Here is a 19,357-nt window from a genome sequence, read left to right as displayed (position 1 = left end):
CGAGACTAGCAATGATCCGGCTACTGTCCGAGTTGTAACTTTAAGTGTCATCCCCGACGGTTCGGCTGCGTGAGGCGCCGAATCAAGTTCGCCAACTCCTCGGGCTGATCGATCATCGCGTGGTGATGCGCCGGGCGCAGGACGTGAAAACTCCCGCCGAGGTAGGTGGCGAGTTTCTGCTGCTTTGCCATCCAGGCGATGGACCAGGGAGTGGTGTGGCCAGTGTGTGCAGCAACGACGCTGAGGTCGATGTCGGGCAGTGGATGCTTGCTCGAGCGTCGTAAAGCGGTGAGCTCCAGCGCCATATCGGTGTACGCGACGTATTCGATCATCGCCGCTTCCAGATAATGAGGCTCGCGGTAGATCTTCCGCACCCATTCGAGAGTGGCTTCGGACGACCCGCTCGGCGGCACGGACCGGTTGAGGATCTTGCGCGTCGTCGTACCGAGGAGTCGTTGGAGCCCGGTGGTGCTGAACGAAGCCGCGGCGGCTCGGGAGGCGATCAGCAGCAGGTCGCGGGGGAAAAGACGTTTCGGCTCCTTCTCGGCACTGGAATCGAGGAGGAGCATCCCCGCCGCCCGGTCGGGGAACAGGCGCGCGAAGCCTTCGACGTAGAAGCCGGCGATGGAGTGGCCGACCACCACGGCCGGACCACTCAGTCCCAGAGTGTCGAGCACGTCGCGGATCCGCTCAGCTTCGCCGCGGACGGTCGGAACTTCGGAAGACGGCTCGCTGAGCCCGAAGCCCGGGCGATCGAAGCGGACGACGGTGTGGTCCGACTGAAGATGACGCGCGCAGTCATCCCAGTCGAACCAGTTGCCCGCCAGCCCGCCGCACAGGACGACGACGGGGCCGTCGCCCTCGGCAAGAACATGCAGTCGGCTCTCGCCGACCTGCAATATCTCGCCCGGTGGTTTCACGTGGAACAATTCCGGCACGCGAGAATCCGGACTACTGACGCGGTTTCGCGAGGGGGAAGGCCAGCGTCTCGCGGATGCTGCCACCCGTGATCAGCATGACGATTCGGTCGACGCCCATCCCGAGACCACCCGTCGGCGGCATCGCGTGTTCGAGGGCTTGGAGGAAGTCTTCGTCCAATTCCATCGCTTCCGGGTCGCCGCCGGCCGCGAGCATCGACTGCTCGGTGAGCCGGTTGCGCTGATCCACAGGGTCGGTCAGCTCGCTGTATGCGGTTCCGAGTTCGACGCCCCACGCCACCAGGTCCCACTTCTCGGCGACGTCGGGGATGCTGCGGTGCGGCCGGGTGAGCGGCGACATCGAGGTGGGGAAGTTGGTGTAGAACGTCGGGAACTCCGTGTAGTCCTCGACCAGGTGCTCGTACATTTCCTGCGCGATGGCGCCGGTATCCCAGCTGGACTGGTACGGGATCTCGTTGGCGTCGCACAACTTCTGCAGGTCTTCGAGACTTGTCTCGGGGGAGACGTCGACACCAAGTTTTTCGGCGACGGCGCCGTGCATCGTCTTCACCGGCCACTCACCGGAGATGTCGACCTCGACCAGTTCGCCGTCCGGGCCGGGACGCATGATGATCTCGCGACCGAATGCTGCGACGGCCGCCGCCTGGATCAGCTCGCGGCACATCTGCATCATGCCCTCGTAGTCGCTGTGGGCTTCGTATGCCTCGAGGATCGTGAACTCGGGATTGTGTTTGAAGTCGACGCCCTCGTTGCGGAACACGCGGCCGATCTCGAACACCTTCTCCATACCGGCGACGCACAACCGCTTCAGGTACAGCTCGGGTGCGATGCGGAGATAGAGGTCGAGGTTGTACGCGTTGATGTGTGTCAGGAACGGAGCGGCATTCGCGCCGCCGTGCACCTGCTGCAGAATCGGGGTCTCGACTTCGAGGTATCCGCGACCACCGAGTGAATCGCGCAGCGACTTCACGACGGCGCTTCGGGCCTCGAGCAGTTCGCGGGCCTTCGGGTTGAGGGCGATGTCGAGGTACCGCTGGCGGACGCGGGTCTCGGGATCCGAGAGGCCCTTCCACTTGTCCGGCAGCGGGTGCAGGCACTTGCCGTTCATGCGCCACTCGACGGCGATGAGCGACAGCTCGCCCTTGCGGCTGCGCCCGATGGTTCCGCTGACTTCGATCAGGTCACCGAGATCGAACTCGGCAGCGAACTCCGCCAACTTCTCGCGGCCGACGTTGTCCTGGTCGACCAGAACCTGGATGTCGCCGGACCAGTCGCGCACGTCCGTGAACACCACTCCGCCGTAGTCGCGGACCCGCAGGAGGCGTCCCGCGATTCGCACGCGGGTGCCCTCCGGTGACTTCGCTGCGGCGGCAATCGTGTGGGTCGGCGGATAGGCGACGGGGTACGCGGCGATCCCTTCGTCGGCCAGTTGCGCGAGCTTGTTCATGCGCACGCGGACCTGCTCGGGTCGACGCGGACCGTTGGTCGTGAACGTCGGCGCCGAGTCCGGCGGGCTGCCGTCGGCATGCAGTCCTTCGGAAGTCACCAGAGCTGCCGGCACCGCCGCATGCGTGCCCGTGTGCTTGACGACCTGGCTGGACTTGCGCCCGAAACTGGGCAGAACCACAAAGCCTTCGGCGATGGCCGACGCGAATCCGACGCGCGGCAGTTCGCGGTTGTCCTCGAAGCAGAGGAAGCGCGGCGCCCAATCCGGCTGGTATTTCACGTTCGAGCGGTACAGCGCTTCGAGCTGCCACCAGCGGGAGAAGAAGACGAGCACCGAGCGCCAGATGCGGAGGATCGGGCCCGCGCCGATGCGCGAACCTTCCTCGAACACCGAGCGGAACACGGCGAAGTTGAGCGAAACTCGCACGACGCCGATCTCGTCCGAACGTGTGGCCAACTCCGAGACCATCAATTCGACGACACCGTTGGGCGCCGTCGGCTTACGGCGCATCAGGTCGAGCGAAACACCGTTCGGTCCCCACGGCACGAGCGAGAGCATGCCGACGACGCTTTCGTCCTCGGTGCCTTCACCCATGACGGCTTCGACGAGGAGGCAATCGCCGTCGAGGTGATCGCCCAGTCGGCCGAGCGCCATGGAGAAGCCGCGCTCGGTGTCGGTGTCGCGCCAGTCGTCGGCGCGGATGATGACGGCTGCCATGTCCTCGGGCGGGATGTCGCGATGGCGTCGCATCCGCACGGTGACGCCGTGACGCCTCACGCGGGTGACCGCCTGGCGCACCGGGCGCATGTCGCGTCCGTTGAGATTGAACTCGCGGGTGCGCAGGATCGCTTCGTCGCCGAGCTGCAGGACGCTCAGGCCCGCCTTCTTGTATGCCGTCGCCCCGGTTTCGCTGGCGCCCATGACGGCCGTCGCCCAGCCGTACTGCGACGCGAGCCCCTGCCACGCTTCGATGGCGTGCGGCCACGCTTCAGGATCACCGATGGGATCACCACTGGCGAGGCAGACGCCGATCTCGACGCGGTACGTGATCGCGGCCTTGCCGCTCGGCGCGAAGATGACCGCCTTGTCGCGGCGGGTGGCGAAGTAAGCGAGAGAGTCGTCGGCACCGAAGTTCTGGATCAACCCGCGGATCGCGGACTCGTCATTTCCGGTGAGGGCGTTGTTGGAGCGTTGCGCGCGGAAGAGCGTCATGACGGCGGCGAGTAGCGCGATGGCACCGAGGAGACCGAGGACCGTGTTGACGAAGACACGCGGGTGGCCGTCGAACACCTCGTTGTCGACCGAAGCCGCCGCGGTGACGCGGTTCAAGGCCCAGAGGAATCGCTGGTTCTGCGGTAGGTCGCCCGGGAAGAGTTCGACAAGGCCCCAACCGATCACGGTCGCGACAGCCATGCCGCCGATCAGCACGCCGAGTGCTTTCCAGCCGGCGCCGCGGCGTACGCGTGTGTAGAACTCGGGCCTCGCCGCGATGAGGATTCCGATCACGACAAGCAAAACGACAACTGCCACGGCGTTGTTCGGGTTCTTGTCGACGATCGCGGAGGCGATGTTGGTGAGGGTGATCAGTGACAGGTAGATCGTCAACAGCCACCAGGCGATGCGCTTGCGGCTCGCGAGGGCGGCGGCGAGCAGGGCGACGACGAGCGCCCACGACAGGCTCGTATCCGGTGCGTCGAAGTAGTAGCTGTCGATGTATTCGCGTGGGACGCGGAGGATGTGCCGCAGTACCGGCGAGATGCTCCACAGGAACACCAGTACGGAGAAGACTCCGAGGATCAGTCCCGAGATATGGGGAACCTGGCTGAACCGCCCTTTGCGGAATCGACGCGCCTGGCGCGGATTTTCGGGTGGCGATTCCACCAACTCTGCAGTGGTGTCCGATACCTCGGTCAATGGTGCCATCGAGCTTCCTCTCCTACCGGTCGATCAGATCCTCACGCTAAGTGTGGTCTGTCGTGTCCAGTTTTGCGGGAGGAGGAAGATGATTGACATGACCGACAACATTCCAGCAGTACCCATCCGCGACGAAATGATTCGGCTCGGTCAGTTTCTCAAGCTCGCGAACCTCATCGAATCGGGCGCGGAGGCCAAGGAAGTGATCGCCGACGGCATGGTTTCGGTCAACGGTGAGGTCGAAGATCGTCGGGGCCGCCAGCTTCGTGACGGCGATGTCGTCGAGATCGGCGGGATGGCCGCCAAAGTGGAAGCCCCCGCCTGACCCCGCGACTTCTGACTAGCTCTCGCGAACGACGACGCCGTCCTGGTCGCTGTAGACGATCTCGCCGGGGTTGAAGGTGACTCCGCCGATTTCGATCGGCACGTTCTTCTCGCCCGAACCGGTTTGCGTGCTCTTGCGCGGGTTGGTGCCCAAAGCCTTGACGCCGATGTCGAGGGTGCGCAGGATCGCGGAGTCGCGGACGGCTCCGTTGACGATGACGCCGGCCCAGCCGTTGTCGACGCCGCGGCCGGCAATGATGTCGCCGACCAGAGCGGTGTGGATGCTCGCGTCACCGTCGACGACGAGGACTCCGCCGTTGCCGGGTTCGCTGAGGGTCTGCTTCACGAGCAGGTTGTCCTGGAAGCACTTGATGGTGGTGATGGGGCCGGCAAAGACTTCACGTCCACCGAATTGGGTGAACTGCGTGTCGCAGCTACGGATGTCGGGTCCGATCTCGTCGGCAAGGTCAGCGGTCGCTACAGGCTCGGTCATGCCCCACAGGATAGTCGGCGGGGCTCGGGCCTAGTGGGCCTCGGGGAGGGTTCTCAGGCGAGTACGCCTGACGTGGGGGACGTCTGCGAGTTACGCGACGGCCTGATCGAAAACCTTTCAGCACCACGCGCCATCCGGTAAACATCGACGGTGGACACTTCGCGTTGGTACCGATCATTCGCAGAAGTGGAGGCTCGAGGGAACTCCGCGATCTACGAGGAATGGGGCACCGGCGTATCGGAGGATCCAGCAGTCCTCGCTCTGATAGATCGGCTTCCAGAACCCCGCAGGCAACCCAACCTGATATTCGGGGCGTGCCGTCACCTCGGTGCCCCGGTCGCGCCGTATGCGTTGTTTCGCCGGTGGCTGAGCGACAACTGGTCCGAGGTGGAACAACTCGCGCAGACCAGGACTACACAGACGAATGAAGCTGGCCGCTCTGCCGTGTTGCTTCCCGTCCTCGGGTTGTTGAAGGGCCCGCTCTCCCTCATCGAAGTCGGTGCTTCGGCGGGCCTGTGCCTTTACCCTGACCGCTACAGCTTTCTCTACGACGGCACAAAGTATCTGCATCCAGTCGATGGTCCGTCCACCGTTCTGCTGGAGTGTGCGACGACTGGCAGTCCGCCGATTCCGGAGAGAGTCCCAGACGTGGTGTACCGGGCGGGCATCGACCTGAACCCACTCGATGTAGGCGACACCGACGACATGAGATGGTTGGAGAGTCTTGTGTGGCCGGAACAGGACCACCGCCGGCGGCGATTGCGCGACGCAGCGGCACTCGCTCGTGTGGATCCGCCTCATCTGGTTCGCGGAGATCTCACGTCGGCTGTTGCCGATCTCGTCGAACGTGCGCCACGGGAAACAACGATCGTGGTCTTTCACAGTGCGGTACTCAACTATCTGATCCCGACTGCCAGAGATGAATTCGCAGAAGCTGTTCACGCTTTGCCATGTCGCTGGATAGCGAACGAAGGTCTCGGGGTTTTGCCCGAAGTCGATGCCAAGTTGACGGCATCACCAGAGGTGCGCCGTGGGAAGTTTGTTGTTTCTCTTGACGGCACACCTCACGGGCTGGCCGGTGGACATGGGCAGTTCCTCGACTGGATAGACCAAACCTGCACGGCATCAGATTGATTGATTCGGGGTCCGATCTTCGCAGAGGGCTTGACCTTCACATTGATGTGAAGGTTGACAATCGTTTCATGGCAGACGACATCGATTCAGAACACCACACATCAGGAGCGAAACAGTTTCTTGCGGAACAGGATCGCAGGGACGCACTCCCACTCGTTCCCCTCCTGGCGTTGTTCGCGTCCGTCTTTATCACCAGCCTGACGGAGACCCTCCCAGCGGGAGTGTTGCCGGCAATGAGTGAAGGCCTCGATGTCAGTGAATCAGCCGCCGGGCAGACGATCATGATCTACGCGCTGGGGACGGCCCTGACGACAATACCCCTCGTCGCAGTGACAGCGTCGTGGTCGCGAAAGGTGTTACTGCTGAACTCGATTCTCGGGTTTGCATTCGCCAACACGGTCACTGCATTTTCTTCCGACTACCTTCTGACGATGACCGCCCGGTTCATTGCGGGAGTTGCTGCAGGTATCGCCTGGGCATTGCTCGCCGGATACGCCAGAAGTCTTGCCCCGAAACATCTCGAGGGTCGCGCCATCGCGTTCGCGATGGCCGGAATTCCGCTCGCTCTCGCGCTCGGCGTTCCGTTCGGGACATACTTGGGCAACGCTACCGGGTGGCGGGCACCGTTCTACCTCATGTCGATACTGGCTGTTGCGCTTCTCGTTGCAATCGCGGTGTCGGTTCCCGATCGTCCAGGTCGGCCCCGCGGCCGTAAACGGCGAAGCATGCTCGAGGCGGCACGCATTCCTGGTGTCGACGCAGTTCTGATCGTGACGTTCATCGTCGTGTTGGGTCACACCATCCTGTATGCGTACATCGCTCCGTTTCTCGAATCGATAGGAATGGGAGACGACAACGACCTCGTTCTGTTGACCTTCGGAGTGGCATGTCTAATCAGCATTGTTGTTGTGGGCAAACAAATCTACGCACGACTACGGACTTTTGCTCTTGTCGGCGCCGTCCTGATTTCAGTCGCCGCAACCGCACTGGCAGTCACCACTGAGGATGCGCTGCTCGTCTACATAGCAGCTGCCGTATGGGGATTGGGGTGGGGCGGAATTCCGACTCTGTTGCAAACCTCAGCAGCGGTTGCTGCGGGCTCACACGCAGACGAGGCTCAGGCGGTTCTCACGACGCTGTGGAACGCTGCCATGGCAGCAGGTGCAGTGATGGGTGGAGTTCTCTTGTCTCTCAACGTTGCTCGATCTCTCCCGTGGTGGACGGTAGCACTCGCGCTGCTATCCGTGGTGATCATGTGGACCGCCCGCGGAGACGGGTTTCGATCTCCGGCCCAAATCCATCAGGAAGGTCAGGCACACGCATGAACACAACGCCGTCGATCCATCGGTCACCGATCATCGGCATCGCGCTGGAACCAGCCGGCTGGCATCCAGCGGCCTGGCGATTGCAGGGAATTGCCCCCGCCGAACTCTTCAGTGCTCGTTACTGGTCGGAGTTGTTGCGCGACATTGACTCATCTGTTGTCGATTTTGTCACTTTCGAAGAATCGATTGGGTTGCAGTCGTCGGACTTCAGGAGAATCGATGACAAGGAAGACCAGGTTCGTGGTCGGTTGTCGCCGGTAGCGCTGACGGCACTGGCTGTTTTCGAGACGCAGAGACTCGGCGTGATCGCCACGAGAAATCTGACTCACAGTGAGCCATACAGTATCGCCACCGAAATCGCATCGCTCAATCTCTTGAGCGGGGGCCGAGTCGGCCTCCGTGCCCAGGTCACTTCGCGAAGCATCGACAGACGTCATTTCGTTCGCCCGCAACCGGTGCCGGAGCTGAGAGAGTCCGACATCTACTTCCCTGAACGGATTGGAACCAGACTCGAACCGGTCTTCTCGAGCGCAACCGAGTCGATCGAAATACTCCGAGGATTGTGGTCGACCTGGTCGGAAGGCGCACTCCAAGAAGGCGCCGATGGCCGATTTGTCGATATCGACAAGATCTCTGACAAGTTGATTGTGACAAAGACTTTCGAGGTCGCCGGACCACTCGCCACCCCTGTCGTCGAAGGCTTGAAGCCTGTCGTTCTCGCGCTCGCACATCACGCCCAAGTTCCTTATCGGTTGGCGGTTGCGTCGGCTGATGCCATCCTGGTGACACCACTCCGAGTGCTAATGGCGTCACCATCGGCGATGTACTCGACGCCGTCAACGCTGAATGTGATGCAGTGCGAAGAAATTTGATCGATGAGCCGCTCGCGATCCTGGTGGATCTCGTGGTTTTCCTCGGCAAGACCCACTTCGAGGCTGTACAGCAGAAGCGTGCCCTCGACGAGCTGTCAGGCGCACCGTACTCGTCTGACACCGACATCTTTGTCGGTTCGGTAGATGAGCTGATCCACCGGATCGACGAACTCGTATCCGCTGGCGCACACGGTGTGCGACTGCGGCCGGCGGTCAACGGCCGGGACATCCCACTTGTCCTCGAACAGCTTGCCGCTGTCTTCGGGGCGAGCACCCGGGTGAGCACGTTGAGAGAGCGACTCCAGGCAGCGTCGCTCGAAACATCGGCGGCCAAATGAAGATCGGCGAGCTGTCAGAAGCGACACGGGTGTCCCGCCGCCTCTTGCGGTACTACGAGGAACAGAGCTTGATTGCTCCGAGACGATCCGAAAACAGTTACCGAGACTACGACGAACGAATGGTTGACAGGGTATTTCAGATACGTGGGTTGTTGGACATGGGTTTCCCGACGCGGGTGATCCGGCAGATCCTTCCTTGCCTGGACCAAGAACGCGTCATTCACATGAGCGATGTGACACCGGAGATGCTGTCGATGCTCGAGGCGGAGGCGTCGGGACTTGACGAGAAGATCAGCTTTCTTGTGAAAAACCGCGACGCCATCCGTGAATACATCGCAGAAGTGAGGCAGCGACAGACTGTCCCACTCGATGGATGAACACTGAGCGAGCTGCCGGTTGGTTCAGAGCATGCCTATGCCCATCGTGCCGCGTATGGCAGCGCAAACCAGCGGTTCAGTGAGCCTCGGGGAGTATGCCGTTCAGCACTATGTCGGCAAGAGAATCGGCAAACGGTCCCGGGTCCGAGACGTCACGAACCGACAGCGCGAAGATGGCCGCGCCCGCCATGATGTCGAGAAGAGCGTCGGCGTCGACGCCGCTTCGGATGTCGCCGCGCTCTCTCGCCGCCTCGAGTCGACGGTTCAGCTCGACGCGGACTCCGGCCAGTTGCCGCACCACGAGAACGTCGCGTAATTCCGCGTTTGTTCGCACTTCGCTCATCAATCCGGGAGCAGCGGCTCGTGTGGCGGGAGCTGCGAACAGAGCAACCGCGCCGTGCACCAGCGCGCGGATCTGATCCGCGATCGTGCCCTCGGTGCCGAGTTCGGTGTCGATGTCCGCGCCCTGTTCGACGTCGAGTACGGGATAGATCGCGTCGTTGACGATGTGTGCCTTCGACGGCCACCGACGGTAGATGGCAGGACGCCCCACTCCGGCACGCGTGGCTATGGCGTCGATGGACGTGCCCGCATACCCCTTTTCTTCCAACAGTTGCCTGGTCGCGTCCAGTACTGCGTCGTCGATTGCAGGGTTTCGTTGCGGGCCCAGGCGGTGCTGAGTTTCGGAATCTTTGGACATTTTGGGCAAATCCCTTGCGGTATCGCTGTGATGGCCGTTACATTCTGTCACGGCTTTAGTCGATACATATTGTATCGACAATCGGCACGTGCGCATCGGCGCCACCGAACCACGAGGAGTGGTGATGAACCTTCGAACCGAAACAGAAAACTCCGGCGAAGATCCCGACTACGCCGAATTTGCCAGGCCCGGCGAATCCCGCAACGACCCGGCAGAGATGCGGCGCAGCCTCGAAGGCTGGCTCGCAACCGTGCTGTGGCGAGGCTCGAAACCTTCGGTGACTTCGGTCGAGGTGCCGGCCGCGAACGGCATGTCCAACGAGACTGTGCTGTTCGATGCGACGTGGATCGAGGACGGGATTCGAGGCGAGCATCGCCTGGTCGCCCGTATCGCCCCGCGGGACAGTGCGGTACCGATCTTTCCGTCTTACAACCTGGACCAGCAGTTTCGGGTCATGAGTGCCGTCGCCGCTCACACGTCGGTGCCGATCCCGCGGGTGTACTGGTCCGAGAGCAACCCGGACGCGCTCGGCGGCGAGTTCTTCGTGATGGAACGGCGCGAGGGCGAAATCCCGCCAGACGTCATGCCGTACACGTTCGGCTCGTGGCTCTCGGAAGCTTCGGCCGACGACTGCTCTCGACTCCAGCAGTCATCGGTCCGGGTGCTCGCCGAGCTACACGCCATGGCCGATCCGCACCTCGCACTCCCCGAGTTGTGCCGCGAGGGTGCCGAACCGACTGGGGCAGAAGCACTTCGCGCGCACCTCGAGGACCAGCGACGCTATTACGAGTGGGCAACAGCCGACGGACCAGGATCTCCTTTGATCGAGCGCGGTTTCGACTGGATCGAAGCGAATTTTCCCGTCGATGCCGGTTGCGCAGTGCTCTGCTGGGGAGACTCGCGGATCGGAAACGTCATCTACCGCGAATTCGAGCCGGCGGCGGTCCTCGACTGGGAGATGGCCACACTGGGGCCGCGTGAGCTGGACCTCGGCTGGATGATCTTCCAGCACAGGTTCTTCGAGGATCTCGCTGCCATGGCAGGACTCCCCGGAATGCCGGACTTCCTTCGTCGCGAGGACGTGGCAGAGGCCTACGGCTCGCTTTCCGGCCACCAGGTTGCGGATCTAGATTTCTACATCGTGTACGCCGCGCTGCGGCATGCGGTGATCATGTTCCGAGTCCAAAGCCGCGCAGTGGCTTTCGGTCAGGCCGAATTCCCCGACAACCCGGACGAGATGATCTTGCACCACAAGACACTCGAAGCCATGCTCGACGGCACCTACTGGGAGTCGCTCGCAACATCCCCGCTCACAACAGGAGATGCACGATGACACTGTCCCCGCTCGACGACTACCCGGTACATCAGATCGCCGAGACCATCCGCCACGTGGGCACCTCGGATCGAAACTTCTACGACCGCTACTACTTCAACTGCCATGCAGGCGTCGACGGCGACACCGAGCCACTGTTTCTCATCATCGGTCTCGGTCAGTACCCCAATCTTGGTGTATGCGACGGCTTTGCGGTTCTTCGGCGCGGCGAAGACCATATTGTCTTCCGGGCATCCCGAGCCTTGGGTGACGATCGTATGGACCTGTCAGTAGGCCCGCTGCGAATCGAAATCATCGAGGGGCTGCACCGCCTACGTGTGGTGTTGGACCCGAGTCCCGAAGCGCCGGACCTGAGCTTCGACCTCACCTTCGAGTCCGACGGCCCCGCCAATCTCGAGGCCAGACATTTCCATCGCCAGCTCGAACGAGTCACCTTCGACACGCAACGATTCGTGCAGACCGGAACATGGTCCGGATCCTTGACCGTCGACGGCGACGTCATCCCGGTCACCCCGGAGACGTGGCGGGGTAATCGCGATCGGTCCTGGGGTGTGCGACCGGTCGGCGAAGCGGAACCGCCTGGACGCAAGGCAGATCCGGCGATAGCCGGCAGTCAGAACTTCTTCTGGATTTACTCGATCATGCAATTCGGCGACTTCACCATCGTCACGATCGTCCAAGAAGATCAGCAGGGACGCCGAATCCTCGAAGATGCGACTCGCGTCTGGGCGGACCGCTCGCGCGAGCCGGAGTGGTTGGGTCGACCGGACCACCAGCTCACCTTCATTTCCGGTACTCGCGAGGTGAAGAGCGGAACTCTGTACTTCCGGCGCCCCGGTGCACCAGGCGAATCCGACCACATCCTGGAGATCACCTGCGAACCGATACTGCCCAACTACATCGGTGTCGGCACGGGCTACGGACTCGAGCAGGATTGGCGCCACGGGATGTGGCAGGGCGAACTGGTGGTTCAAGGCCTGCGGGAAAAGGTTTCGGACATCGAATCGTGGAAGAAGATGCTGTGCCCGGTCGACAACCTGGCTCGGTTCACCCTCGTCGAGGACGGCGTAACCCGCACCGGGACAGGCCTGTTCGAGGTAGCAGTCATCGGACCTCACCAGCGATACGGATTTACCGGCATCGGTGATGTCGCTCCGTAACTCCAGATCACCACACCACAAATCCCAAACTGCAGAGAGAGGCACTGCCACATGTCCACACGCACACGAATGTTGTTCGCTCGCACTGCAAAGGCCGCCGCATTAGTTGTTACAGGTGGTCTGATGTTTGCTGCTCCCGCCACGGCAATCCCGCTCGACCTGGGCTCTCTCAACACAGGCTCGCTTGGAGCGGTCGATCTCGGCTCGCTCGATCCTGTCCTCGCGCCGACACCGAATTTGGCCTCCGTGGCCAACTTTCGCGACGTTGCCGGCAACGACGGTAGGGGATACGCCACCGTCGACGGCTCACACCTCAAGCGCGGCGTCATCTACCGGTCCAATGCGCTGACCGCTACCACCGACGCAGACAAGACGACACTCACCGGCCTCGGACTTGCCGACGCCTATGACCTGCGCGGCGCAACCGAGATCTCCAACCCGTTCATCGGTGGCGCGGACAAACTCCCGGACGGTGTGACGTACACGAACATCCCCATCGAGTTCAAGGATCTCACCCAGCTCGCGACGACGATCAAGTCGCCGGAGGAGGCCAAGCAGTTCTTGGTCGACACCAACCGCAGTTTTGTCACCGATCCCGTTCGCCGTGCCGGCTTCAAGCAGGTCCTCTCGGACATCGCTGCGAGTGACGGGGTGCAGTTGTTCCATTGCACCTCAGGCAAGGACCGCACGGGTTGGACCGCGATGTTGCTGCAGTCCATCGCCGGTGTCCCCGCCCAGACGATCATGGACGACTATCTGTTGAGCAACACCTACCTTCAGGCGACCAACGAGAAGATCCTTGCGCAGATCTCTCAGGCCCTGAGCCCGCAGGTGGCGACCAATCTCGAGCCGGCCCTCGGTGTCGATGCGTCATACCTGGAAGCTGGACTCGCGCAGATAGCCAGCGATTACGGAACCGTCGACGGTTATCTCACCGAAGGTCTCGGACTCACTCCGGACACGATCGCGCTTCTGAAGGCCAAGCTGGTCGGCTAGTTTCTCGCTGCTAAAACGCTTGAACGAACGAGTACCAGTCGCCGTCGAACTCCTGGTAACCGATCTCGCCGTCGTGGCGGGGCTTGCCGAGATATGGTGCGCCGTCCGGTAAGTACGCCAACCCGATCGAATCGATCAGACCACCCTCGATATGGAAGCGGCAACCGTTGCCGACGGGCCAGACCTGCAGGACCCGGTAGACGCCAATTGTTCGGTTTTCCAACGACTTCTGGCAATCCGCGGCCACTGCTTCGAGCGAATCTTTCGACAATGCAAACGCAACATGCGAAGGGACGGACAAGGTCACGAGCGCACCGGTGACGAGCACGATCACCGGCGCGATCGTGCTCAAACGCAGAGTTTTGTACTTCATCCAGCCAATCAGGCTGAGTATCAACCACACTCCGCCCAAACCGAGCAGTACTGAGGCTGCGAGCGCAAAGAACGGAAAGTACACAACCGGCGGCATGAAGGACCACACGATGACGCCGCATGTGAGAGTGACAAGCACTGCGGTGACAATCTCTGTCACCTTCCACCAGGATGCCGGACCTCCGCGCTTAGTTATCGGATCACCGTCAGTCATCGGACAACCCTTGCACAAGGCAGTAATTGTGGGGTGGCAACGAATGGAATTGTTCCACTGATTTACGTCGGGGTCGTCCTGCGTGGATCCGAAAATTGAACACTTCGGCCCGGTCAGTGCGCTGACGCCTGAGGGTATGGTCGGATTGTGAACCAGGATCTGATCATTCGCCGCTACCTACCCTCGGATGAGGATGTGGTCGTCGACCTGTGGTCGCGCGCTGCCCGTGAAGCCCACCCGTTCCTTGCGGGTGAGGGGACGGGCGAACGGGAACAGAAGATGCGAGAGGTTTATCTGATTCAGGCCGACAATTGGGTCGCTGAGCACAACTCCGCTGTCGTTGGACTGTTGGGAATGATCGGCTCCGAAATCGGGGGACTGTTCGTCGCGCCGGCGTCACAAGGGTTGGGCGTCGGGCGGGCGTTGGTCGAACACGCCACAACCATGCACGGCGAGGTGACACTCGAGGTCTACACCCTCAACGATCGCGCCCGCAGGTTCTATGCGCTGATGGAGTTCGAAGAAGAGGGGCGTCGACACGACGCCGAGACGAACCATGAATTGATCACCCTGCGTCGCGCGGGTCGAGGCTCTTCCCTTTCCCAGGCATGAGAATTACGGATCAGCCCAGCACGGGCCTGACATTGTGCACAGATCTGGCGGCTACCGATTGGCTGGTCGATCAGGATCTTCCTTGGTATCAGTTGGCGGGGCGCGGCCCGATCGGATTTCCGAAGTATGCGCGCTTACGGTTCATCCCCGATCCGAGCTTTCCCGGTCAGAAATCCAATGATGTCGACTTCGATCAAACCGGGCCGGAAGAGAAAGTGCTGATCGGCTTCGCCCTGGATGTGTTGTCCAGTTACACAACCACACCCGACGAGTGCTATTTCTGCATGTGGACCGGGTGGGGGTCGGCAGTCGGTGATGACGTTCCGCGGTTCGAGATCCCCAATCGTGACTACTGGCTCTTTCGTGGAACGCTTGCCGACTACGCCGATTGGAGCGTGGAAAACTCAGCTCGTTGGCCGTGGGGTTCTTCCCCTGATCCGGCCTTCATCTGGCCGGCTGATCATTCCTGGTGCGTAACCAATGATGTCGATCCACAATTTCGCGACCATTGCGGCCCCCGAGGAGGCCATCATTCGAATTGTGGCTGATTCGCGGATCGACGCCGTGCTCGACGACCCGGATATCGATCCGCCGTATTGGCACTGACGCCCGATCACTTCCAAGTCTCGAGTTCGACTACCAGCGTGTTCCAGCGGACGCCGAAATCGGTAGGTACCCAACTCGTCTCGCAGTACACCGTCGGCCCGTCGAAGACGACGTTGAAGAGACCGGGATGAATTGTCGTCAAGAGTGTTTCGTGTTGAACGAGGTGGCCGGGCCGCTCTTTCACCCGCACGCGCCCGGTGGGCTGAGTGCGGTATCGAGTCCAGAGGTAGCGATCCCACACCAGGCAGCCTCTCAACCGCGTCTTGCCGACGGCTCCGACATCGTCGCCGATCAGTGTCGTAAATCCGTTTCCGAGATGGGCTATGTGCTCAGTGCGGCCGTCGATTGTCACGGTCGCGATGCGTGCATCGATTTCGCAGCACACCTCGGCGGGAAGGTCCAACATTTCGGGACTGGCCCAATAGGTCGTCGGTTCGCAAGTATCGCCAGGCATGGGGGGGTGTCGCGCCACGGTTCGAGATCCTCGAGCATCCAGGGTTGCGCCACCGTGCAAGTATCCCAGGTGCTTACGCTTGGGCCTGCTGGTCTGCCTGCAGGTGCTTGACCGGGCATCCCGTGGGGAAGGTGCCGAGGTCTTCGACCTTGTAACCGTTCGGGTAGCTGCGGATGTTGGGCAGCTCGCGGGCGAATTTCCGCTTCGTACGCACGGGGAAGAACCGCAGCAGGCGCGCGCGGACCTTCAGCGCACCGCGTGAGACGACGCGCATCGCAGTGCTCGGGTGCCTGTAGTGGAAGGCGTCGAGTAGGTGATCGTCCATGAGAGCGAAGGCGAATCCCTTGACCAGAGCCTTCGGTGCCAGGTTGTTGGGCGGGAAGGTGCACATCAGGTCGAGGGTGGAATCAGCGACGGCTCGGGCGCCGGGATCGAATGAAAAGTGTTCGCGCTCATAGTCGTCGAGAAGTTTGACGAAGCCCTCGTAGGTGTCCGGCGTGTCTTTGATGTTCATGTACCGACCCAGGTGGCGGTAATAATTCGTCGACCCGACGATCTCGTTGTCGGTCATCTTCCGCCAGCCGTACTCGTCGAGCCATCTGACCGGCGTGACGACGAAGGTGGCCAGGACATAGAGCATGTCGTCGTTGGAGATGTCGTACGAGCCGTGCATCTGATTCATTCGACGCACGCTCTTGCGGCCTTCGGTGCTGCTGAGGCCGTGCTCGAGGATGGCGTCGAGGATCAGGCTGGTGTCGTCGTAGCGCTTCTGAACCTTGTCGGTGAACTCGCCTGTGGAGAAGAGGAGCTTGCCGATCGAGGGGACAGCGTATGTGCGGAACAGTGCGAAGCTGAGCGCCTGATTGATGTCCCAGGGAAACTCTTGCGCCGCGAGAATGCGCGACATCTCTTCGTAATCGGTTTCGGGATCGAGTTGATCCGTGCGACTGCGGAGGTCGTAGCGCTTCATCTGAACACTCCCTGGGACTGGTCTGCGCGCGGCAGAGATAGGTGTGAGCTGCACCACCGACTGTAGTTCTGACAACACGCGTTGTCTAGGGGGTGTGAATAGTCGTCTTTCCTTCGTTTCGGGCGTTGTACCAGGGGTATCCGGAAAGTGTTGTCGACCCGAGGAGCAGCTATGAGCGTCACACGCACGGCCGGGGTTTTTGCGGCCATCGGACTACCGATTGCCGCGAGCGTCATGTTCGCCGGAGTCGCCTCGGCTGATCCGCCCCACCCTTTCGGCGGCGCCGCCGTCACTATCGGGTGTCCGAATCAGGGGTCGCTGGCCTCGTTGACCGGGCTCACCGGCCAGTCCGGGCCAGAATCCAATCCGCCCATCGCCAAGGGTGACATTCGCTTCGATTCGTTCCCGGCCGCTGCACCCATCCCGGCGGCGGGTCAGGTGACTGTTGCGTGGGTCAACACCGACACGGGCAAGTCCGGAATCGTCGACCTGGTCGGTACCTATCCGTACCTGTCCGCGACGGTGAACACCGGCGTCGGCAATGTCGTTGCGACGGCGTTCGGTTCGATCAACTGGGGCAGTAGTCCCATCTGCCAGTCGAATCCGACGATCGGCAGGTTCATAGCCTGATCTTGAGCCTGATCGTCACAGCCTGGACGGGCACAGGGTTGGCGGTATCGCGTGATTATCTGTCATCTCGGAGATACCGCCGGGTCCGTCCCATCCCATATTCTGAAACATGTTAGGCGAAAGCATATTTCAGGGATGGAAAAGGTGGCGACGTGAACGGGTCGAGCGCGCGTCAGTTGATGAGCCAGATGCTCGTCGAAAAACGAAACAGTCTTGCGCCCGAAATGGTCGGCATGCGCTGCGAGGGTGCTCGCCGAATGCACGGCCTCAGTCGGCGCGATGTCGCGCAGATTGCCGACATCAGTTTCAATCACTATCAGCGGCTGGAACAGGGTACGTCCGTTGGTGTTTCGGCTCCGGTCATCGTGAGGATCTGCGACGCCTTGTTGATGGAAGACGACGAGAAGGCGCGCATGCTGGCATTGCACCAGGTATGGGCGCGCCCTCGTCGACCGCTGGCTGGATCCCGAGTTGCCGGATCTCAGGCTGCCGGTGAAATCTCCGGCAGGCAGCGGGCCAGTTCGTCCGGCGTGTAGAAGAAACTCCCGGCGCTCACCGGAGCGCACGGGGCAGCAAATGCTGTCTCGCGCTCGTTGTAGAGCATTCGGACCAGACGCTTACCCTCCGGTCCGGCGTAGACGTCCCACTGCACGTTCGCAGCCATCGGGCTGACCTGTGATCCGCGCCAGGGGTTGTTCGCATAGGTGTAGAGGTCGCCCTCCGCCTGCGAGGCGGTGCTTCCCGGCAGTTTCAAGAGTGCTGCGAAGGGGATGATCGTTTCTGCGTGTGCAAACCGGAAATCCGCTCCCGGGACGGCGTCGTCGCCGGTATGTTTCTGCAGGCCGCGCAGGAACTCGTCGCGCAGGACAGTTGCCATCCGGTAGGTGACGTCTTCACCGGTGAAGCCCGGGCCCTTGGCGTAGAAGTCCTCGGCATCGTTCGTGTATGCGAGCCACTGCGCGTCAGCAGGTTCGATGAACCGCTCGAAATTCCACTTGCCTTCTTCGGCCATGCCCGGAGTGATGATGTACGTGTTGTACAGCATGTACGCGGCGTCGACTTCGTTGTCGATCGTGCTGGAACCCTTGCCACGGTCGACGAGTGAGAACTCGCCCGCACTCAGCCGGTTCACGAAGTCCTCCGAGTAGAGCCTGAGCATCATGTGCCGCGAGACCTCGCGGGTGCGGGGAAGATCGGCGATCTGGTCGTCGACGGCTTTCAGTCGAGGATCGGACTCTTCGTAGTCCTTGTAGTCGGCGTTTGCATCCGAGTCGTGGAAGTAGAGAAGGTCGGCATCCGTGGTCACCGGTGCAACATCGCCGGCGACGGCTGGAAACGCACCGGTCAGCCCTTGCGCGAAGTTCTCGGCGCTGTCCACGGCACGGTCCACACCCGACGAGGTCAAGGTGATGGTGCCCTGTTGCGCTGCGATGGCGTCGAACAGTTGGGGGAGGCGTTCAGTGACCCGCGCGCCGAGCTGTCTGTGTTCGGTGATCCCGCGTCCGCTGAGGTTGCCGTACCCCAGCTTCTTGTTGGCGGCCATGAGATCACGGAGGGCCGGGCCGAATTCCTTGCCGACGGGAGTCAATGCGTTCTCGGCTTCGGCGATTTCCCACAGCTGCAGGCTCAGGTCGTCGTACTTCAGGCTCGACAGTGCTCTGGAACCATGGCGCGCAACACTTTCCGTGTACACGGGGGAGTATCCCGTCGGCGGCGCCTGATAGTCGGCGATGCGCTGGCCGGGAGTGTAGGGCGTCTTGGACGTGAAGCCGCCGTCGCTGACGGTCGGTATCTCTGTCGAACCGGAGCTCGAACCGGCGTCGAGCGAACCGAACGGTGACGCCGTGGCGATGGACTGGACGCTGCTGGTGACAAGCACTAGTCCGACAGCGCCGGCAGCGGCCAGCACGCCGAAGCGTGAGCTTAGCATGGTGAGTTGATCCTCTCCGTCGGTGCCGAGGTGACACTACGGAAGGAAAGTTAGAACAGCTAAGCGTCCGAATTGCACCTATTTGCCCATGTGGAGATGGACGCGGGGTTACAAGTTTCGGATTCGCAGAGCTCAGGAGGGTTTGGCGGCAATCCCGATCGACACGGAGAGCGACAAAGCGATGAGGGTCATGGCCAGCCACTGGTAGCTCTTGGGCG

21 protein-coding genes are annotated in these 19,357 nt (G+C 61.7%); 13 read left to right on the top strand and 8 right to left on the bottom strand.

Features of this window, described 5'->3' with window-relative positions; translation table 11 throughout:
- Positions 1-47 precede the first annotated feature (47 nt).
- Both G4D79_RS04920 and lysX read right to left on the bottom strand, forming a co-directional pair.
- Complete coding sequence (locus tag G4D79_RS04920; RefSeq protein WP_099696868.1) at positions 48-938, bottom strand: alpha/beta fold hydrolase; 891 nt, start codon at positions 936-938, stop codon at positions 48-50.
- Positions 939-951: 13 nt separating this feature from the next.
- A complete protein-coding gene (lysX, locus tag G4D79_RS04915) occupies positions 952-4,308 on the bottom strand; it encodes a bifunctional lysylphosphatidylglycerol synthetase/lysine--tRNA ligase LysX (protein ID WP_099696867.1) in 3,357 nt (1,118 codons plus the stop codon).
- An 88-nt stretch (positions 4,309-4,396) separates the two neighbouring features.
- Between lysX and G4D79_RS04910 the strand changes: the two genes are divergently transcribed.
- The gene (locus G4D79_RS04910; RefSeq protein ID WP_003943569.1) at positions 4,397-4,624 is read left to right on the top strand and encodes an RNA-binding S4 domain-containing protein; all 228 of its coding nucleotides are present in this window, start codon (positions 4,397-4,399) and stop codon (positions 4,622-4,624) included.
- A 15-nt stretch (positions 4,625-4,639) separates the two neighbouring features.
- Here the strand turns inward: G4D79_RS04910 and rraA are convergent, their stop codons facing one another.
- Positions 4,640-5,116, bottom strand: a complete 477-nt coding sequence (gene rraA, locus G4D79_RS04905) for a ribonuclease E activity regulator RraA (RefSeq protein ID WP_003943552.1) — start codon at positions 5,114-5,116, stop codon at positions 4,640-4,642.
- A gap of 150 nt (positions 5,117-5,266) precedes the next feature.
- Between rraA and G4D79_RS04900 the strand changes: the two genes are divergently transcribed.
- The 5 genes from G4D79_RS04900 to G4D79_RS04880 all read left to right on the top strand — a co-directional run bounded on the left by G4D79_RS04900 (position 5,267) and on the right by G4D79_RS04880 (position 9,162).
- Entirely contained in the window at positions 5,267-6,250 is a 984-nt protein-coding gene (locus G4D79_RS04900; protein ID WP_007735820.1) for a DUF2332 domain-containing protein, read from the top strand.
- A gap of 68 nt (positions 6,251-6,318) precedes the next feature.
- A complete protein-coding gene (locus G4D79_RS04895; RefSeq protein ID WP_235867725.1) occupies positions 6,319-7,575 on the top strand; it encodes an MFS transporter in 1,257 nt (418 codons plus the stop codon).
- Complete coding sequence (locus G4D79_RS04890; protein WP_099696865.1) at positions 7,572-8,447, top strand: LLM class flavin-dependent oxidoreductase; 876 nt, start codon at positions 7,572-7,574, stop codon at positions 8,445-8,447. The genes G4D79_RS04895 and G4D79_RS04890 overlap by 4 nt, the downstream gene beginning before the upstream one ends.
- Positions 8,432-8,785, top strand: a complete 354-nt coding sequence (locus G4D79_RS04885) for a hypothetical protein (protein ID WP_099696864.1) — start codon at positions 8,432-8,434, stop codon at positions 8,783-8,785. Before G4D79_RS04890 ends, G4D79_RS04885 begins: the two co-directional genes overlap by 16 nt.
- A complete protein-coding gene (locus G4D79_RS04880; protein ID WP_007735825.1) occupies positions 8,782-9,162 on the top strand; it encodes a MerR family transcriptional regulator in 381 nt (126 codons plus the stop codon). The genes G4D79_RS04885 and G4D79_RS04880 overlap by 4 nt, the downstream gene beginning before the upstream one ends.
- A gap of 76 nt (positions 9,163-9,238) precedes the next feature.
- On the opposite strand, the gene G4D79_RS04875 is transcribed toward G4D79_RS04880, so the two are convergent.
- A complete protein-coding gene (locus tag G4D79_RS04875; protein ID WP_099696863.1) occupies positions 9,239-9,862 on the bottom strand; it encodes a TetR/AcrR family transcriptional regulator in 624 nt (207 codons plus the stop codon).
- 124 nt (positions 9,863-9,986) lie between these two features.
- Between G4D79_RS04875 and G4D79_RS04870 the strand changes: the two genes are divergently transcribed.
- From G4D79_RS04870 to G4D79_RS04860, 3 genes are read left to right on the top strand one after another with little or no spacing between them, the layout of a single operon-like run.
- Positions 9,987-11,195 (top strand): phosphotransferase family protein, encoded by a 1,209-nt coding sequence (locus G4D79_RS04870; RefSeq protein ID WP_099696944.1) that lies wholly within the window; start codon positions 9,987-9,989, stop codon positions 11,193-11,195.
- Positions 11,192-12,355, top strand: coding sequence for a hypothetical protein (locus G4D79_RS04865; protein WP_003943541.1), 1,164 nt, complete (start codon positions 11,192-11,194; stop codon positions 12,353-12,355). The genes G4D79_RS04870 and G4D79_RS04865 overlap by 4 nt, the downstream gene beginning before the upstream one ends.
- Positions 12,356-12,406: 51 nt before the next feature.
- On the top strand, positions 12,407-13,351 hold the full coding sequence (locus G4D79_RS04860; protein WP_099696862.1) for a tyrosine-protein phosphatase: 945 nt from the start codon (positions 12,407-12,409) through the stop codon (positions 13,349-13,351).
- A gap of 10 nt (positions 13,352-13,361) precedes the next feature.
- Here the strand turns inward: G4D79_RS04860 and G4D79_RS04855 are convergent, their stop codons facing one another.
- Entirely contained in the window at positions 13,362-13,883 is a 522-nt protein-coding gene (locus G4D79_RS04855) for a hypothetical protein (RefSeq protein ID WP_099696861.1), read from the bottom strand.
- A gap of 201 nt (positions 13,884-14,084) precedes the next feature.
- Here G4D79_RS04855 and G4D79_RS04850 point away from each other — a divergent pair, with 201 nt between their 5' ends.
- Positions 14,085-14,549, top strand: coding sequence for a GNAT family N-acetyltransferase (locus G4D79_RS04850; RefSeq protein WP_099696860.1), 465 nt, complete (start codon positions 14,085-14,087; stop codon positions 14,547-14,549).
- Entirely contained in the window at positions 14,546-15,097 is a 552-nt protein-coding gene (locus tag G4D79_RS04845; RefSeq protein ID WP_235867724.1) for a hypothetical protein, read from the top strand. The genes G4D79_RS04850 and G4D79_RS04845 overlap by 4 nt, the downstream gene beginning before the upstream one ends.
- Before the next feature lie 65 nt (positions 15,098-15,162).
- On the opposite strand, the gene G4D79_RS04840 is transcribed toward G4D79_RS04845, so the two are convergent.
- Positions 15,163-15,561, bottom strand: coding sequence for a hypothetical protein (locus G4D79_RS04840; protein WP_235867723.1), 399 nt, complete (start codon positions 15,559-15,561; stop codon positions 15,163-15,165).
- Positions 15,562-15,682: 121 nt separating this feature from the next.
- Entirely contained in the window at positions 15,683-16,579 is an 897-nt protein-coding gene (locus G4D79_RS04835) for an oxygenase MpaB family protein (protein WP_003943533.1), read from the bottom strand.
- 171 nt (positions 16,580-16,750) lie between these two features.
- On the opposite strand from G4D79_RS04835, the gene G4D79_RS04830 reads away from it, so the two are divergent.
- Positions 16,751-17,209 carry a hypothetical protein gene (locus G4D79_RS04830; RefSeq protein WP_003943607.1) on the top strand — a complete coding sequence of 153 codons (459 nt, stop codon included), beginning with the start codon at positions 16,751-16,753 and terminating at the stop codon, positions 17,207-17,209.
- A gap of 152 nt (positions 17,210-17,361) precedes the next feature.
- A complete protein-coding gene (locus tag G4D79_RS04825; RefSeq protein WP_143542652.1) occupies positions 17,362-17,745 on the top strand; it encodes a helix-turn-helix domain-containing protein in 384 nt (127 codons plus the stop codon).
- Here the strand turns inward: G4D79_RS04825 and G4D79_RS04820 are convergent.
- Positions 17,691-19,139: a histidine-type phosphatase gene (locus G4D79_RS04820; RefSeq protein WP_099696858.1), complete on the bottom strand. Its 1,449-nt coding sequence runs from the start codon at positions 19,137-19,139 to the stop codon at positions 17,691-17,693. The genes G4D79_RS04825 and G4D79_RS04820 overlap by 55 nt on opposite strands.
- Positions 19,140-19,357 lie beyond the last annotated feature (218 nt).

The organism is Rhodococcus sp. WY5 (assembly GCF_018588185.1).
Classification (GTDB): Bacteria; Actinomycetota; Actinomycetes; order Mycobacteriales; family Mycobacteriaceae; genus Rhodococcus_F; species Rhodococcus_F qingshengii.
Note: the sequence above shows the minus strand (reverse complement) of the source record. Positions and strands in the feature narration are given on the sequence as shown.

What these genes read in the sequence shown, in the direction of transcription:
- G4D79_RS04830 (WP_003943607.1), top strand. Translation starts at nt 16,751, where the DNA reads ATGAGCGTCACACGCACGGCCGGGGTTTTTGCGGCCATCGGACTACCG.
- lysX (WP_099696867.1), bottom strand. Translation starts at nt 4,308, where the DNA reads ATGGCACCATTGACCGAGGTATCGGACACCACTGCAGAGTTGGTGGAA.
- G4D79_RS04835 (WP_003943533.1), bottom strand. Translation starts at nt 16,579, where the DNA reads ATGAAGCGCTACGACCTCCGCAGTCGCACGGATCAACTCGATCCCGAA.
- G4D79_RS04880 (WP_007735825.1), top strand. Translation starts at nt 8,782, where the DNA reads ATGAAGATCGGCGAGCTGTCAGAAGCGACACGGGTGTCCCGCCGCCTC.
- rraA (WP_003943552.1), bottom strand. Translation starts at nt 5,116, where the DNA reads ATGACCGAGCCTGTAGCGACCGCTGACCTTGCCGACGAGATCGGACCC.
- G4D79_RS04870 (WP_099696944.1), top strand. Translation starts at nt 9,987, where the DNA reads ATGAACCTTCGAACCGAAACAGAAAACTCCGGCGAAGATCCCGACTAC.
- G4D79_RS04860 (WP_099696862.1), top strand. Translation starts at nt 12,407, where the DNA reads ATGTCCACACGCACACGAATGTTGTTCGCTCGCACTGCAAAGGCCGCC.
- G4D79_RS04840 (WP_235867723.1), bottom strand. Translation starts at nt 15,561, where the DNA reads ATGTTGGACCTTCCCGCCGAGGTGTGCTGCGAAATCGATGCACGCATC.
- G4D79_RS04890 (WP_099696865.1), top strand. Translation starts at nt 7,572, where the DNA reads ATGAACACAACGCCGTCGATCCATCGGTCACCGATCATCGGCATCGCG.
- G4D79_RS04820 (WP_099696858.1), bottom strand. Translation starts at nt 19,139, where the DNA reads ATGCTAAGCTCACGCTTCGGCGTGCTGGCCGCTGCCGGCGCTGTCGGA.
- G4D79_RS04895 (WP_235867725.1), top strand. Translation starts at nt 6,319, where the DNA reads ATGGCAGACGACATCGATTCAGAACACCACACATCAGGAGCGAAACAG.
- G4D79_RS04845 (WP_235867724.1), top strand. Translation starts at nt 14,546, where the DNA reads ATGAGAATTACGGATCAGCCCAGCACGGGCCTGACATTGTGCACAGAT.
- G4D79_RS04875 (WP_099696863.1), bottom strand. Translation starts at nt 9,862, where the DNA reads ATGTCCAAAGATTCCGAAACTCAGCACCGCCTGGGCCCGCAACGAAAC.
- G4D79_RS04865 (WP_003943541.1), top strand. Translation starts at nt 11,192, where the DNA reads ATGACACTGTCCCCGCTCGACGACTACCCGGTACATCAGATCGCCGAG.
- G4D79_RS04910 (WP_003943569.1), top strand. Translation starts at nt 4,397, where the DNA reads ATGACCGACAACATTCCAGCAGTACCCATCCGCGACGAAATGATTCGG.